General features: G+C 41.6%; 16 protein-coding genes and 1 pseudogene. 16 read left to right on the forward strand and 1 reads right to left on the reverse strand.

Annotated elements, in window-relative coordinates:
• The first annotated feature begins 209 nt into the window (after nt 1–209).
• The 10 genes from D8791_RS02455 to D8791_RS02500 all read left to right on the forward strand — a co-directional run bounded on the left by D8791_RS02455 (nt 210) and on the right by D8791_RS02500 (nt 8,735).
• Nucleotides 210–1,073: an ABC transporter permease gene (locus D8791_RS02455; protein ID WP_125446130.1), complete on the forward strand. Its 864-nt coding sequence runs from the start codon at nt 210–212 to the stop codon at nt 1,071–1,073.
• A 20-nt stretch (nt 1,074–1,093) separates the two neighbouring features.
• A complete protein-coding gene (locus tag D8791_RS02460; protein ID WP_125446131.1) occupies nt 1,094–1,549 on the forward strand; it encodes a LytTR family DNA-binding domain-containing protein in 456 nt (151 codons plus the stop codon).
• A gap of 10 nt (nt 1,550–1,559) precedes the next feature.
• Nucleotides 1,560–1,961 (forward strand): DUF3021 domain-containing protein, encoded by a 402-nt coding sequence (locus D8791_RS02465; protein WP_125446132.1) that lies wholly within the window; start codon nt 1,560–1,562, stop codon nt 1,959–1,961.
• 184 nt (nt 1,962–2,145) lie between these two features.
• The gene (locus tag D8791_RS02470) at nt 2,146–2,712 is read left to right on the forward strand and encodes a TetR/AcrR family transcriptional regulator (RefSeq protein ID WP_125446133.1); all 567 of its coding nucleotides are present in this window, start codon (nt 2,146–2,148) and stop codon (nt 2,710–2,712) included.
• A gap of 178 nt (nt 2,713–2,890) precedes the next feature.
• Nucleotides 2,891–3,235, forward strand: a complete 345-nt coding sequence (locus tag D8791_RS02475) for a hypothetical protein (protein ID WP_125446134.1) — start codon at nt 2,891–2,893, stop codon at nt 3,233–3,235.
• 9 nt (nt 3,236–3,244) lie between these two features.
• Nucleotides 3,245–3,592, forward strand: coding sequence for a class Ib ribonucleoside-diphosphate reductase assembly flavoprotein NrdI (locus tag D8791_RS02480; protein ID WP_125382193.1), 348 nt, complete (start codon nt 3,245–3,247; stop codon nt 3,590–3,592).
• A 195-nt stretch (nt 3,593–3,787) separates the two neighbouring features.
• Nucleotides 3,788–3,919, forward strand: coding sequence for a hypothetical protein (locus D8791_RS10575; protein ID WP_005590956.1), 132 nt, complete (start codon nt 3,788–3,790; stop codon nt 3,917–3,919).
• Nucleotides 3,920–4,454: 535 nt separating this feature from the next.
• Entirely contained in the window at nt 4,455–5,222 is a 768-nt protein-coding gene (locus tag D8791_RS02490; protein WP_125446135.1) for an ABC transporter ATP-binding protein, read from the forward strand.
• Nucleotides 5,215–7,203, forward strand: a complete 1,989-nt coding sequence (locus D8791_RS02495) for an ABC transporter permease (protein WP_125446136.1) — start codon at nt 5,215–5,217, stop codon at nt 7,201–7,203. The genes D8791_RS02490 and D8791_RS02495 overlap by 8 nt, the downstream gene beginning before the upstream one ends.
• Nucleotides 7,204–7,334: 131 nt before the next feature.
• A complete protein-coding gene (locus D8791_RS02500; RefSeq protein WP_125446137.1) occupies nt 7,335–8,735 on the forward strand; it encodes an amino acid permease in 1,401 nt (466 codons plus the stop codon).
• Nucleotides 8,736–8,826: 91 nt separating this feature from the next.
• On the opposite strand, the pseudogene D8791_RS02505 reads toward D8791_RS02500, so the two are convergent.
• Nucleotides 8,827–10,212: pseudogene (locus D8791_RS02505) on the reverse strand (IS1182 family transposase).
• Nucleotides 10,213–10,500: 288 nt separating this feature from the next.
• Here D8791_RS02505 and D8791_RS02510 point away from each other — a divergent pair.
• From D8791_RS02510 to D8791_RS02535, 6 genes are read left to right on the forward strand one after another with little or no spacing between them, the layout of a single operon-like run.
• Nucleotides 10,501–10,926, forward strand: a complete 426-nt coding sequence (locus D8791_RS02510) for a hypothetical protein (RefSeq protein ID WP_061422385.1) — start codon at nt 10,501–10,503, stop codon at nt 10,924–10,926.
• 11 nt (nt 10,927–10,937) lie between these two features.
• Nucleotides 10,938–11,222: a hypothetical protein gene (locus tag D8791_RS02515; protein WP_061422386.1), complete on the forward strand. Its 285-nt coding sequence runs from the start codon at nt 10,938–10,940 to the stop codon at nt 11,220–11,222.
• On the forward strand, nt 11,219–11,878 hold the full coding sequence (locus D8791_RS02520) for a DUF4176 domain-containing protein (protein WP_125446138.1): 660 nt from the start codon (nt 11,219–11,221) through the stop codon (nt 11,876–11,878). The genes D8791_RS02515 and D8791_RS02520 overlap by 4 nt, the downstream gene beginning before the upstream one ends.
• Entirely contained in the window at nt 11,868–13,607 is a 1,740-nt protein-coding gene (locus D8791_RS02525; protein WP_185760538.1) for a pre-toxin TG domain-containing protein, read from the forward strand. Before D8791_RS02520 ends, D8791_RS02525 begins: the two co-directional genes overlap by 11 nt.
• A gap of 4 nt (nt 13,608–13,611) precedes the next feature.
• Nucleotides 13,612–14,088 (forward strand): hypothetical protein, encoded by a 477-nt coding sequence (locus tag D8791_RS02530; RefSeq protein WP_125390186.1) that lies wholly within the window; start codon nt 13,612–13,614, stop codon nt 14,086–14,088.
• 12 nt (nt 14,089–14,100) lie between these two features.
• Entirely contained in the window at nt 14,101–14,640 is a 540-nt protein-coding gene (locus D8791_RS02535) for a T6SS immunity protein Tdi1 domain-containing protein (protein ID WP_125390185.1), read from the forward strand.
• The last annotated feature ends 269 nt before the right edge of the window (nt 14,641–14,909 follow it).

Below are 14,909 nucleotides of genomic sequence, written 5' to 3' on the forward strand. Positions count from 1 at the left end.
CCCAAGATTCAGAGGGCTTGAAGGCCGCTTTGCCGACTAGCTGCGAATGGGAGCAAGGCAAGGAGAATGAATTTTTCTTTTATCCTGAGACGACTAAGGAAGCCTTGGCTTTGCTGAGCAAGATTGGTTCCTATATTGAACAATTTGAATTTCAAGCAGGGACGATGGATGATGCCTTTATGGCCCTGACAGGAAGAGAGGTACGTTAAATGTTAATGTTGATCAAACGAAACTTTTTACTTTATTTTCGCAATCATAGTGGGGTGATCCTATCTCTCTTTGGAGCCATTATTCCCTTTGTTTTATATTTGGTTTTTCTAAAGAACAACATGAAAGGCTCTTGGTCAGACAGTAGCCATGCGACGGAGCTGCTCGACTTTTGGTTGATTAGCGGAACACTGGCTGTCACCGCCTTGACAACTACCCTATCAGCTTTTTCACAACAAACTGAAGACCGAGAAAGAAAGGTGACCGCTGACCTCTTTATCACAGATTTGGGGCAATGGGGCTTGCGGTTTAGCTACTTAATCAGTGCCTTTGTGATTGGCTTTGTCATGCAAGTCTTCATGTTTACTGTCATGCTGACCTACTTTATCCTAGCAGACAAGATTTCCTTTGATAGTGCGCTTCTTCCCCAGCTGGTCGGACTCATGCTGCTCAATAGTTTGCTAGCAAGTCTCCTCAATGCGCTAGTTGTTCCTTATTTCAAATCGGTGAATTCCTTGGGGCAATACGCAACGGTCATCGGTGCAGCCTCTGGTTTTCTAGTGGGAACCTATATTCCGATTGGGACTCTGCCCAGCCTTGCCCAAAATCTCATGAAAGTGACTCCCTCAACCTACATGGCTTCCCTCTTCAGACAAGTCCTGATGAAGGATTCTCTGACAGAAGTTTTTGCGGACCAGAGTCAGCTTCAGCAAGAATTTGAGAAGCTCCTAGGTATCCGTATCGAATGGCAACAGCTCTTGACAAGCCAAGAAACATACTATATAGTTGGAGTAGTGCTCACGGTAGCAGTCCTGTTCTGGCTAGGTCAAAATTGGCTGCTGAATCGACGGATGAGCTTCAAGTAAAGAAAGTAGGAGGCCTAGGTTTGCAGACAAGATTTGAAGAAGATGCTCAGATTTCCTCCCAAGACCCGCTGGTGGTCGTGAAAGCGGATCAGCTGACTGGTGAGGCCAAGGCTGTCCTAGATTATTTGGAAAACTTCAAGGCTGGACCAAGTGGTGTCCTGCCTATTAAATCGGATGATAAGCTGGTCATGCTCAAGACGGAAGATATTATCCTGGCTGATATCAATCAAACAACCCTGATGATTTACAGTACCGAGGGCATTTACACAACGACAGAAACGCTGACTCGCTTTCAAAATCGTCTCAATAGTCGCAATTTTATCCAGGTATCTCGCCACGCAGTCATTAACATCGATCATCTGGAATCCTTGTCGGATAGCTTTTCGGGCAACATGACTGCTAAGCTGACCAATCAGCTCAAAACCGATGTCAGTCGCCGTTATGTCAAGTTGCTCATGGACTATTTGGGAATTTAGGAGGAAAATCATGACCTTTAAAAAAATTCTGATCGGTATGCAAGATGGTTTGAGAACAGGTAGCTTGGTCTTTCTGCTGGTAAGCCTTATTTCAGGAAAAACAAGTCTCTTAACTCCGCGTTCAATTCTCAATGTCCTCCTTGTCAGTGCCTTAATTGGAGTAGCAAGCTATATCTTTGACGCGACAGACCGCTTTCCATTTCCTTTCCTACTTTTCTGCCACTTTGTAGTGACAGCAACCATCGTTAGTCTAGCTATGATCTGCAATGGCTGGGGGACCATGCTCTTTGGTTGGTCCTTCTGGCTAAGTTTTGTTTTGATCTACCTCTTGGTTTGGTTTCTTATTTCCGTCGATTCGATGATCAAAACTAAGAAAATCAACGAGGCCTTGAGAAATCGTAGAAAACATTAATGTATCCAAGATGCAAGCAAGTTTTATCGAGAACTTGTTTGTTTTTTTGTTTAACAAAGGAGCTATTATCTCAAACTGCCGTCTTCTTTCCAAAGTACGATTTCCGCTTTTCTTGACAAAGATTTTAAAAGTGTTATAATTTGAATGAATAGAAAATCCAATTCATTCACAAAAGGAGAAGGTCATGGACAAAAAAGCGGAATTATTGGCTGAGGCTAGGCAGGTGTTTGCTGAGAAGGGCTATAAAAAGACGAATATTTCAGATATTACTAAGCGTGCTGGTATGGCTGTCGGCTCCTTTTATAAGTATTATGAGTCCAAGGAAGCTATTTTTTTAGAGGTTTATGTAGTGGAAAATAACCGCATACGTGAGGAAACCATGCAGCGCGTGGATTGGCAGGGTGAGCCAGAGGCAGTCGTTGAGCAGCTTTTTGCAGTTACTTTTGAATTGATTTCGCCTAATAAAATTTTAGCTGAGTGGACCAAGCCGGGCATTTCTCAGATCTTGCACGACTACTATAATCAGGATGCTGGCCGCGCGGCCAATGCCTTTCACCAGTTTCTGATTCGGACTTTCAGCCAGCGTTTGCAGGAGAAGGGCTTTTCACAAGAGGAAGTCGCTCAAATCATGAAGGCTTATGATTTGATCTACTACATTGACATGCATGTGACAGAGCAGGATTTTCCAGGTTATTTTGAGAGTATCGAGACCTTGGTGAAGTATTTTTTAAAGGGAATTTTTGCTAAATAGAAATTTCCTTTTCTTGGAAGATGAGGTGAATGAATTTAAAATAATATTCATTCAGGTAAGGAGGTGGATTTGTGTGATATAGAGCGATGGAGAAAGCAAATTAGAGGAAAATATTTTTTTAGAAGACATGAATGAACATTTAAGGATATTCATTCAAATAGAAAGTGAGGAAAATGTGATGAAACAAGATGGAAATCTATTGAGTGGAAGGACTATTTTGGGGCTTTGCCTAGTTGTGATTGGTCTTTTGACTCTTGGTTATGGTGGGGTGGAATTTGGCTTTGGCCTAAGTTTAGGCTTTCAGTCATTTCTGATTGGTGGTCTCCTTTGTATCTTGGTTGGATTGCTTGTAATGCCGAGCGTGGCGGTAGCTGTCAAGCTGGTGGTCTTGGCCTTGACGACGATCAGTATCTTGCTCTATATTCACAGTATGCCTGATTTAGCATTTCTCTTACAACTAATATCGGATGTGGCGGTTATAGGCTTTGCTGCTTTTTGGGCAGTGCTTTTATTGAGAAAGTAGGGAGAGGAAATGATTATAGTTTATGATTCGGTAACGGGTGTTGGGAAGCAATTTGCAGAATCGCTGGGTTATCCGACACAAAGCATCAAGGAAAAGTTGGAGGAACCCTGCATTCTCATTACGCGAAATGCTGGGGCTGGGAAAATTCCCTGGTCCACTAAGCGCTTTATTAAGAAACATTCAAGCTTGATTAAGGGTTTTGTCAATAATGGAGATTCGGTGAAGCATGGACGGACCTTCTGCGGGGCGACAGCTTTGATTATCGAAAAATATGGGCTGCCGCACATCTGCGATATTGACCGAGGTGGCAAGGAAGAAGACATCAAACTTGTGCAGGAATACTTGGCTAAACTCTAAGAACAGATTATTTATATGATAAATATATGGGAAAAGGATGGGTGATAATCACTCATCTTTTTTAAAATGACAAAAATGTAAGTTTAAATCTCAAAATGAAAGGTTATTCGATGGTAGTGGGACGGGGAATTTTATATCATATAGGTGTAAGGAAAAACAAATCACAAATAATATCCAAATAAAAGGAGGCCCACTATGAAAACAAATCTCTTCAATCATAAACAAAAAACACAAATGGCGCAAAAGATTTCTAAGGAAGAAATCGAAAAAACCAGACTGGGCTGTGCATCAAGCCAGTATTATTTCTGGTTACAATATAGTCATTAAGAAGCAGATGCAGTGAAGAGGCTGGGATGAGAGTGGGACAGAAATCGGTAATTCGTTAGAATTCGATTTCGTCGTCCCACCTCCGCACAGTTGAGTAGGGCTGTAAAAGCTGATGAAATCAGCCTAGTAGAGCCCACTCAACCACTGCGTCTTGCTCGACAATCCAAAGACGATTGAGAGGCTAGGACTTTTGTCCCAGCCTCGTCCCACCGCCTTTTTGCTCAAATAGAACTGAAAGTTTAGGGAGGCAAACTGGGAAAGCAACCCAAATCATACAGCCCTTTCCCTTTAATGAAAATCAGGTATTTCCATAATGGGAAGATCGCTAAGTGACAAAAATGTAAGATTAGCGTCCAAAATGAAAGATTAGCTTATGGAAACATATCGGGCTTTTCGGTATGATAATAGTATCGTTTTTAGTTTGCTTTCAGTAGGGGCAGTGGCTCAGGCAATAGTAGAGTAGAGCTAGCTAACAAAGTATTGAAAGATGAGCTAAATAACCATTTTACACATAAATAAAAAAAGAGGTTTAAGTATGACATTATTAGACGTACAACATGTGAAAAAGATTTATAAAACTCGCTTTCAGGGCAGCCAAGTAGAGGCGTTGAAAGACATTCACTTTACGGTAGAAAAAGGTGAATACGTGGCCATCATGGGGGAATCAGGTTCTGGGAAATCCACCCTTCTCAACATCCTAGCTATGCTGGACAAGCCGACTGAGGGTCGCGTCTTCCTCAATGGAACTGACACGGCTACCATCAAAAACAGTCAGGCTTCCAGCTTCCGCCGGGAGAAATTGGGCTTTGTCTTTCAAGATTTTAATTTGCTGGATACATTATCGGTCAAGGATAATATCCTGCTGCCGCTAGTCCTCTCTCGTCGTCCTATTACCGAGATGATGCAAAAGTTGGTCACAACCTGCAATGAGTTAGGGATTAACAAGCTGCAAGAGAAGTTCCCTTATGAAATTTCTGGTGGTCAGAAGCAGCGGGTGGCAGTTGCCCGCGCCATTATCACCGAGCCTGAGATTTTGCTGGCAGATGAGCCAACAGGAGCCTTGGATTCCAAGTCTTCGGCTGCTCTTTTAGATGTCTTTGACGATATCAACGACCGCGGCCAAACCATTCTCATGGTAACCCACTCGACTTCAGCGGCTAGTCGGGCCAAGCGGGTGCTCTTTATCAAGGACGGGATTCTTTATAACCAAATCTTTCGCGGCAACAAGACCGAGCGGCAGATGTTCCAAGAGATTTCCGATACGCTGACGGTCATGGCAAGTGAGGTGGCAGCTCATGCTTAGATTAACTAGTAAGCTTGCGCTTTCTAACTTAATCAAGAATCGTAAGCTTTATTATCCTTTCGCACTGGCGACCTGTCTGGCTATCGCCATCTCCTATATCTTTTTCTCCCTGACTTTTAATCCCAATTTAGTAAAAATGACCGGTGCAAGTGCTGTTTCTATGGTGCTATCTTTTGGGATGGTGATTGTCAGCATCACGACTAGCATTATCGTCTTTTATGCTAATAGCTTTGTTTTCAAGAATCGCTCCAAAGAGCTGGGGCTTTACAGTGTGCTAGGGCTCAATAAATCCCACCTCTTTGTCATGGTGGTGATCGAATTACTGGTATTTGGTCTGGTCACCCTTATCCTTGGACTAGGGATTGGACTCTTGTTTGACCAGCTGATCTATGCTCTTTTGCTGAAAATCATGGCGATGAAGGTCGTCTTGGCATCAACTTTTCAGCCTGCTGTCGTTATCGTGGTTGCTATTTTCTATGCCTTTGTCTTTTTCTGCTTGATGATTAGCAATGGTTTGCGCCTGAGAAAGCTTGATGCATTGCAATTGGTCAAAGAAAAGAATAGCGGAGAAAAGAAAAGTCGCTTTTTATTCCTGCAGACACTACTTGGGCTTGCAGCCTTGGCTTATGGTTACTTTCTTGCACTAGGAGTGACCAATCCTCTATCAGCAATTTTTACATTCTTTGTCGCGGTACTTTTTGTGATTCTGGGAACCTACCTGCTCTTTAATGCTGGAATTACAGTCTTTCTGCAATTTTTGAAAAAGAGGAAGTCTTATTATTACCAACCCAATAATATGATTTCCGTTTCCAACCTAATTTTCCGCATGAAGAAAAATGCGGTGGGTCTGGCAACAATTGCTATCCTATCAACCATGGTCTTGGTGACCTTATCTGGCGGAGCTAATATCTATGCCGGTGGTGACTACATGCAGAAAGCTATGTTTCCTCATGATTTTAGCATTCAAGGAAAAGGAACCACAGGTGAGCAGATGGACCAAGTGCTGACAGAGTTTGTGAATGAGCAGCAGTTACCAGTTACAAAGAAAGGTGTCTATCCATACTATACGATGGGAGTGACAAGCCGTGCTGGCAACCAGCTCGATATCAACGTTGCCGCTCAAAAATTTGTCACACCAAAAACGTATATTTTGGCTATTTCAGAAGCAGATTATCAGAATATGACAGGGAAAACTCTGAATCTTGGGGATGACGAGGTGGCACTCTACCAGCAAGGAGTGAAACTGGATCCCAAGCAAGACTTGCAGTTGGCTGGTCAGACCTTTAAAATCAAGGAAGAACTCAAAGAAGACTTTATCTTTGGCAATTTGCCAGACCAGATGAACATGATCGTCCCAGAGAAAATCTACATGGTTCTTAAAAACCCTGACCAAATCTTCTCTGCAATGACGGATAAATATGCTGTAAACCTTAATTATTATGGCTGGCTTGATACAAAGTTGTCAACGGAAGAACAGCGCAATCTGAGGGATGCTTACCAAGAAAAATTGCAGCAGTTTAATCAGACCTTGCCTGAAAATCAGGCGGTCTATGGTTCGGTAACAGCTTTTGATAAGCAAGAAATCAAAGGCATGCTGGGTGGCATGTTCTTCATCGGCATCTTCCTGTCAATCGTCTTTATGCTGGGAACCATCCTCATCATCTACTACAAGCAGATTTCAGAAGGGTACGAGGATCGGGATCGCTTTGTGATTCTACAAAAGGTCGGTCTGGATGAGAAACAAATCAGACAAACCATTCGGAAACAGATCTTGATTGTTTTCTTCCTGCCGCTGGCCTTTGCCTTTATCCATCTGACCTTTGCCTATCATATGCTGAGCTTGATCTTGTCTGCTCTTGGTGTTCTTAACTCAGCTCTCATGCTGGCTGTGACACTGGGTGTCTGTGCGGTCTTCTTTATCAGCTATGTCATCGTCTTCATGATTACTTCCCGCAGTTATCGTACGATTGTTTCTATGTAAGAAGTTGGGTTTTCCCAGCTTCTTATTTTGCTTTTCTTTACCCGATGAAAAAGGGGCAGATAAAAAGAGACTTTGGTAAATCCAACAATCTATGATATAATAAACCATCTATGCTTTGGAGGGAGATTGCTATGAATATTTTTCGAAAAAAAGATGCTAGTAAAAACCGGACGGGAATGCGTCGGCATCTGAAGCTGGTGGATTTGATTCTTTTGGGAATCGGTGCCATGGTCGGTACAGGGATTTTCACGGTTACAGGAATTGGGGCGGCGACTTATGCAGGCCCAGCTCTGATTGTGTCGATCGTGATTTCTGCCCTATGTGTCAGCATCTCTGCCCTTTTTTATGCGGAGTTTGCATCTCGAGTTCCGGCTAATGGCGGAGCTTACAGCTATATTTATGCTGTTTTAGGGGAATTTCCGGCTTGGCTGGCTGGTTGGCTGACCATCATGGAATTTATGACAGCTATATCAGGTGTAGCTTCTGGCTGGGGTTCTTATTTGAAAGGGCTTTTGAGCGGCTTTCATATCCAGCTACCGACAGCCTTGAATGGCACATTCAATCCAAAAGCAGGGACTTATGTGGATTTGTTGCCTATTCTGGTTTTGGTCTTTGTGACAGGCGTGGTACTTCTGAATTCAAAAGCAGCCCTGCGCTTTAATTCAGCCTTGGTCGTCCTCAAATTCTCAGCCTTGGCTCTCTTTATTCTCGTTGGGCTTTTCCATCTTCGACCTGAGAATTGGTCCAATTTTGCTCCTTTCGGTTTTGGTCAGATCTATGGCGGTCAGACGGGGATTATGGCTGGAGCTTCTCTGATGTTCTTTGCTTTTCTGGGCTTTGAGTCGATTTCTATGTCCGTGGATGAGATCAAAGAGCCTCAAAAAAATGTGCCACGCGGCATTGTCCTTTCCCTTGGGATTGTGACCATCCTCTATATCTTAGTAACCTTGGTCTTGACAGGCTTGGTACACTATACCAAGCTAAATGTTCCAGATGCAGTAGCCTTCTCCCTTCGCAGTATTGGACTAGATTGGGCTGCCAATTATGTTTCTATCGTAGCGATTTTGACCCTGATTACCGTCTGCATCTCCATGACCTATGCCTTGTCTCGGATGATTTACAGTATAGCGCGTGACGGACTTTTACCGCGGTCTTTCAAGGAATTAACTGCTACTAGTCGCGTGCCTCAAAATGCTACTATCTTAGTGGGGATTGCCTCAGCTATTTGTGCGGGTATCTTTCCTCTTGCTAGCATCGCCTCTTTCCTCAATATCTGTACATTGACCTATCTGATTATGCTGGCCTTTGCCATTTTGAAGTTGCGGAAGGAAAAGGGGCAGCCCAAGGCAGGAGAGTTTAAAACTCCGCTAGTGCCTCTAACTCCGATTTTATCTATTATCATCTGCCTTTCCTTTATGACTCAGTACACTTTGGACACTTGGTTGGCCTTTGGCATCGCTCTACTTTTAGGAATTTTGATTTACTTTGGCTATGGTTACCGCCATTCGGAAATAGAAGTGAAAGAAAGATAATGCAAGAAACTCTGTGAAGAGTTTCTCAGAACGTAGACAAACGTCATTTTTGGCGTTTGTCTTTTTGTATTTTCAAAAATATTTTGTCTCATCATCTGCTATTCCATCCCAAAATCGGATTTAGAACAAAATAAAAAGGCTTGCCCACCCTCATTTTTACTAGTTTTTTGAGATTCAAACACGCCAAAGTAAGCCCAATCTTATCTTCTATCTTGGACTTGCCTTTCTCTCTTGTATAACGGAGATTGTGGTATTCTTTGGCTGTCCCAAAGAGCCGCTCAATAGTTTCTTTGCGTTTCTTATAGAGCTCCTTCATCCCTTTTTGGTGGCGAATCTCTTCACAAAATTCAAGCGCGTCCTTTCATACATGTCTTGTGATGACTTTCTGTTGATTCTGGCTTCGAGTACAAACGGATAATAGGGGACAGGCGACACATACTGTTGGATCACTCTTATACTCACGATAGCCTGCTCGGGTCGTCGTGCAATAGGTAAACACTTGGTTCTCTGGACAAAGGTAACAGTCATAATAGGAATCGTAAACAAAATCACTGGGTCTTAAGTTCCCCCTTACTCCCTTGGGGCGGGTATAAGGGAAGACAGGGATAATGTTTCGCTTTAATAAATAATGGGCAATAGCTGGGGTCTTATAGCCAGAGTCCGCAATAATGTAGCGTGGGGAGAAAGCTTCTAACTTTGAAAAAAGGGTAGGAAAAGCCTGACTATCATGAACATTTCCTGCCTCAACCGTATAAGCCAAGGCCCAACCATGCTTATCACAAGCTACTTGGGCAGAATAGGCAAATACCTCCTTGTGTTCACCCTTGTGGAACCAACCACTCTCAGGATCTGTCCTTGATATTTTCTTTTCTTTAGCCTCGCTTTCTTTTGCGGGCTTTAAGGACTTTTTTTCGTGTTTTCTCCTATCTAAATCAATCTCAACTTCCAACTGCTCACTCATAAATTTAGCTTGTTGGGCAACCATTTACTTATGATACTTCTGACTGTTAGCTGCCGCTTTGATATGGGTACCATCCACAAATATTTCAGAAGGATTAATCAAACCAGCACATAAAGCTTGATGGAGTACTTGTGAAAATATCTCAGTAATCAGTGCTTTATCTTGAAAACGACGACTGTAATTCTTTCCATATGTAGTAAAATGAGGCACCTTGTCATCCAAGCTTAGTCCAAGAAACCAACGATAAGCTACGTTTACTTCAATGTCTTTAATGGTCTGGCGCATGGAACGAATACCATAAAAACATTGAAGCAAAGGGATTTTGACCAACATGACGGGATCTAGACTAGGACGACCCTGATCGGGGCTATACGTTTCTTCAACCAAGTCATAGATAAAGTCGAAATCAACCTCTGCTTCCAATTGGCGAAGAAAGTGATCTTCTGGGACCAATTCGTCTATCGTATGGAAGCCGTATTGGCAACGATTATAATCTGTTTTTTCTTTGTGAAACATAGCGAGCACCTCACAACCCTTCTTACCTCTATTATACGACTTCACACAAATAAAATCCCTTAGAAACTTATGTTCTAAGGACTTTGTCTTCAATCTGAGAAACTCTGTGAAGAGTTTCTTTTTTGAATATGATCCGAATCTGCTATGAGGATATAAGAGCAGTAATATGATAATTTTGCAATTTCTTCTCTGTCAATATTCATCTATATTTTCTAGAAATCAGTAATAAAATATGGTAGAATGTGGATAGTGACAATGATATAAAAACGGAAGGAATTGTCAGATTTTATGAAGTCAAATCCTCAACTAGCCAATTTTTATATGGAAAAATATCAGACAAGTATAAAGAAAGGCAACAATCTGCAAGCTCAACGTCAAGAGCTACTTGCTAAGATTGAGCGCTTAGAGCAGGCAAATCGTGAGTTAGACCAACAAATTGAAAATATCAATTCACTACTGAGCAATGATTTTTCTCGACTGGAGAAGGTAGATGGGTCTCGTTTTAGAGGAAGTGTAAAGGGTAGATTTTTAGAGAAATGCACCCATGCTAAACAAAATCTAATGACCTACCAGTCTAAACAAACTTCAAATAAAGGTGAGATTAGTAGTAAAATTAAGGAACTTCAAGATGAAGCAGATAGTTTACTAAGAAAGAGTTCGATGGCATTTACAGAAGCAGATAGTTACTACTCCATAGCTCTCAGCTATTCGTAGGAGGAAATTAAATGTCAGAAACAAAAGTTGATTTGTCAGTATGGGAAAGTACTACTAAATCTGCTGAAACTTATGTATCCTCTATTTTTGATATGACTCCGCTGGAATTTAACAACTCAGACTTAACCCCTTTTGTGAATTTTAATGACTATATTACGCTATTAAACAGTTCATTAAGTAGTTTGCGGACTTTTACCAGTACGGATGTGGTAAATATGAACCGTGCAGCACAGAATAAAGTTGCTGATGATCATACGGAAGCATCCAATATTCAAAGTTCGAGGGGGAAGAAATGAACGAATTGCAGTTGTATATATTCGAGCAGGGATTAGAGGAGATGAGTCTGTGTGAAGCAGAACACCAACATTTACGCACGATTGGCATGACCTTAGCGGGTCATCCCAAAGTGTTGCGCTCCTGCTATATTGCTTTTCTGAAAGGAGAGTCCAAATGCAGGTACAAGCCATTTATTGGGGCTCCGCTTCTATTCAGTTTTCATTATCATCAGGAAGAAGTTGAGATTGAGCGGATTGAGACCGCCTATCGTGTATCCTTTTCTGTGTTTATTCGCTTTTTTGCTTTAGTTGATTTGGCCTTCAGTAAGATCTACCCATTGGGAACGATTGTGGAGCTGGATAAGGAGCTGCTTCCGACCGAGTTGGTTGAGCAGTTTGCTTCGGAGGAGATGGATTTTTATGCAGTTCTATCTGGTCGTCGACTGCAATTGGATTCTCAGTCATACATTGATTACGCAGGACATGTCTATCCTTACGGTATGCGTTTTGATACATTGCCTCTCTACATCAGTAATCTCTTTATCAAGCGGGTGATTTCCGAAGGTTACAGTGATGCAAAAGACAGCCAGCATTGCGATAAGGAGTTGAGAGAGTTCTATTTCAAGGGATCTGTCTACTCTACCATTTATGATGTGGAGGTTGCCAATGAAGATTGATATGAATGAAGTGCAGAGCAACAAGACCAAATTGGCTACTTCAATCAAGCTGATGCGGGGGCAGGTTGAATTAGCCCGCTCAAAATTGAATCAGATTGTAGAGAGTCAGGCACTGCAGGGAGATGTCAAGACAGCTATTGATGCTAAAGTTAAGAACCACCAGATGCCTATGATGACGCATTATCTGACAGCTTTGGAGATTATGTCAGCTGACTACGAGGCATTGATTAGCACCTTTCAGTCGGAGGTGGGAGAGAGTGCTCAGGATGCAGTGATTGATACGGACTATCTGGCAGAGTTGGGCACTATCTTTCCAGGGATTAGTCAGGGCTTGGCCACTATTCGGCAGAGTCTATCTGGAACTTATTCAAGGATATCAGACTTAATCACACTGGATGCGTCTTCAACCTCGGATATATCCAGTAATCTGAGTGCGGCTAAGCAAATTTTGACGGATACAACGGATAAGATGTCAGCTTTCAATGATTTGCCTAGACCAGAGACTTTTTCCAGTATTATCTCGCAACAGAATGCCCAACTTGGAGTACTGAGATCTGTTCAGGGGCCGCAGTATGCGACTGAAAAGGCCAAGGCACTTTATACGAATCAAAACTTTGCTTTATCTGTAACGCAATACCAGCTACTTAGTCACCAGTCCAATTATAGGGTCATGCTTCAGCAGAAACTAGCTCGTTCCTTGGTAGATTCCTATTACAGTAAGCGTCCTGTTCAGGCTTCCATGCAACCATATAAGCTGGATGCAAAGACCAAAGACTTGATTGAGAAAGCTAACAAAGGCGATCTTCAGGCTATTAGTGAGCTTTCTAAGAGTTATCGCTATGATAAGACGATGGAGAGGACCGTGCCTTATCGTTCTCAAGCTGAATTGGCTCGGTTAAATCAAGAAGTTTGGGATAGGACCCTCACAACTGGCCAGCATATTTTAGGCGAAATTTTTGGAATCTATGACGTTTACCGCTTGATTACAGGGATTGATCCAGTTACGGGTGAGGAGACCAGTCGCTTAGAAGCAGGTTTATGGCTCGCCTTAGATATATTACCCTTCCTCAAAGCTGGCAAAGCGGGTAAGTTAGGGAAAATCGCAAAGACAGCTGACAAGGTAGATGATGTAGCTAAGGGTGCTAAAGAGGCTGCAGAACAAGCTGGTAAGAAAGTTGGCAAGGAATTCAGCAAAGAAGCTGTGGAAGAATTGCTTGATGGAGACGGTGTCTTTAAGAATGCGGAACTGGAAGAACGGTATCAGGAATATGTTGTTCGGAACACCAACCGAGGTAGGCGAGTAAGCGATCGTCTCACTTGGAAACAAGATAGTGATTTCTTTACTCAAAACTCTCCAATAGCACGAGGTAATCGTTTTAATGAAACTGTCCAGGAGCGAAAGATATATCCACATCACGAAGTGAATTTGGAAAACGGAAAACGCTTAGATTCATATGACCCAACTGCGGGAGAAATTATATCTCGCAAGGCGACCGATTTGGATAAGATTCAAGAAGAAACCTTTAGAGGGTATTTACAGGAACTTCAGAATAAATACTCGGTTGGTGAAATAATTCGTTCAAATAAATATCCAGAAATTGATGGTTTAAAACTAGAGGGTAAACATATATTGGAAATACCAGACAGTAATAAACATTTACCAGATATTGAAAAGTTTAAGGAAATTGCCAAAGAATACGGTGTTGAACTAAGATTTACAAAGGAGTAGACAGATGAAATTAGACAGCAGAGTTGAAGGGGCTTTGCAAGCTATAAATTTTGTGGAGCGGTATAAGGAGCTTTCGGATAAATTTAGCTTAGATAGAACGCCTGAAGAAAAACGCTTAAATATCATTACAGGCGAGTTGGTATTTGACGTTTTTGAAGATTTAGGGTATATAGCTAAATTTGATGGACGTGAAAAATTCTTTTATATTGAGCCTGTTAAAGAAGATGGGTATACTTTTGGCTTCCATATTAGTATCTTTAAAGGATTAGTAGAATTGATATGGGTTGTTAGGGACTCTCAAAACAAAGTTATACTTGGGACCCCACTGATGGAGTTTTCTAGGAGGCTCATCTCTCCGGACTATAGAATCATGGATCCAGTGATTGCCAATTATGATGACTTTGAAAATGTCATGAGAATTGCTTTTGAGATGTACGAAGACTTCAAGCAGGCTTTTCTGAAAATTGCCGCAGAGGGTTAATTTTTTAGAAAAATGTTAGAAAATTTTGTAAAAGTGGCAGATATGCCCCAAGAAGTGATTGAAAAGTATAAGGAACAAGTCCCAGCTGAGTTAGTTCAAATTTGGCAGGAGGATGGTCTGGGAACCTTTTTTGATGGTTATCTAAAAGTCATTAATCCAGATGACTATCTTGAGCTTCTCCAAGATAGTTATTTCAGAGGAGACATCGCTTTTCCCATGTTTGTAACAGCTTTTGGAGATGTTATTACTTGGGAGAAAAATGATTTTGTGGGCATTGTGAAATATAATCTTCAAGACTGCGACATTATTATAAAAAGCTTAAAATATTTTCTTAAGTATTTAGATAATTCATATGTGACTGATAACTTTGAACTTGATTTATATAGACAAGCTGTGTCAAAACATGGTGCCCTGTCTTACAACCAATGTTTCGGTTTTGTTCCTTTACTGGCCTTGGGAGGCGTAAAAGATGTGGATCATATGGATAAGGTAAAAGTCTTGGAGCACATTTACCTCATGTACCAGCTGACAGGCGGAGTAATGGATGATTGATAATGATATCACCACCCTATTGAACCTCACCCCAAAAGTTAGATTTTTCTGTCTAACTTTTGTTTTTTTGTCTGAAGGTGATTGCAGACATTTCATGTTTTTTTAACAATGCTACATAGATAATACTATAAAATAATTCAAATGGTCAGCTTTGCTGGCCTTTTTAGATAGGGAGTTATCATCATCTTTATCTAACATGATAAAGATTCAAATGGCCTAATCTTTCATTCAGAATAGAGGCACCTAAGAAATGACTGTTCAATATATAT

Source organism: Streptococcus cristatus (assembly GCF_003943515.1).
In the GTDB taxonomy this organism is placed as follows: domain Bacteria; phylum Bacillota; class Bacilli; order Lactobacillales; family Streptococcaceae; genus Streptococcus; species Streptococcus cristatus_D.

Bases quoted from the DNA above. Each gene is read 5' to 3' on its own strand.
- D8791_RS02455 (WP_125446130.1), top strand. From the start codon at position 210: ATGTTAATGTTGATCAAACGAAACTTTTTACTTTATTTTCGCAATCAT.
- D8791_RS02510 (WP_061422385.1), top strand. From the start codon at position 10,501: ATGAAGTCAAATCCTCAACTAGCCAATTTTTATATGGAAAAATATCAG.
- D8791_RS02480 (WP_125382193.1), top strand. From the start codon at position 3,245: ATGATTATAGTTTATGATTCGGTAACGGGTGTTGGGAAGCAATTTGCA.
- D8791_RS10575 (WP_005590956.1), top strand. From the start codon at position 3,788: ATGAAAACAAATCTCTTCAATCATAAACAAAAAACACAAATGGCGCAA.
- D8791_RS02520 (WP_125446138.1), top strand. From the start codon at position 11,219: ATGAACGAATTGCAGTTGTATATATTCGAGCAGGGATTAGAGGAGATG.
- D8791_RS02530 (WP_125390186.1), top strand. From the start codon at position 13,612: ATGAAATTAGACAGCAGAGTTGAAGGGGCTTTGCAAGCTATAAATTTT.
- D8791_RS02475 (WP_125446134.1), top strand. From the start codon at position 2,891: ATGAAACAAGATGGAAATCTATTGAGTGGAAGGACTATTTTGGGGCTT.
- D8791_RS02470 (WP_125446133.1), top strand. From the start codon at position 2,146: ATGGACAAAAAAGCGGAATTATTGGCTGAGGCTAGGCAGGTGTTTGCT.
- D8791_RS02465 (WP_125446132.1), top strand. From the start codon at position 1,560: ATGACCTTTAAAAAAATTCTGATCGGTATGCAAGATGGTTTGAGAACA.
- D8791_RS02495 (WP_125446136.1), top strand. From the start codon at position 5,215: ATGCTTAGATTAACTAGTAAGCTTGCGCTTTCTAACTTAATCAAGAAT.
- D8791_RS02535 (WP_125390185.1), top strand. From the start codon at position 14,101: ATGTTAGAAAATTTTGTAAAAGTGGCAGATATGCCCCAAGAAGTGATT.
- D8791_RS02515 (WP_061422386.1), top strand. From the start codon at position 10,938: ATGTCAGAAACAAAAGTTGATTTGTCAGTATGGGAAAGTACTACTAAA.
- D8791_RS02500 (WP_125446137.1), top strand. From the start codon at position 7,335: ATGAATATTTTTCGAAAAAAAGATGCTAGTAAAAACCGGACGGGAATG.
- D8791_RS02490 (WP_125446135.1), top strand. From the start codon at position 4,455: ATGACATTATTAGACGTACAACATGTGAAAAAGATTTATAAAACTCGC.
- D8791_RS02525 (WP_185760538.1), top strand. From the start codon at position 11,868: ATGAAGATTGATATGAATGAAGTGCAGAGCAACAAGACCAAATTGGCT.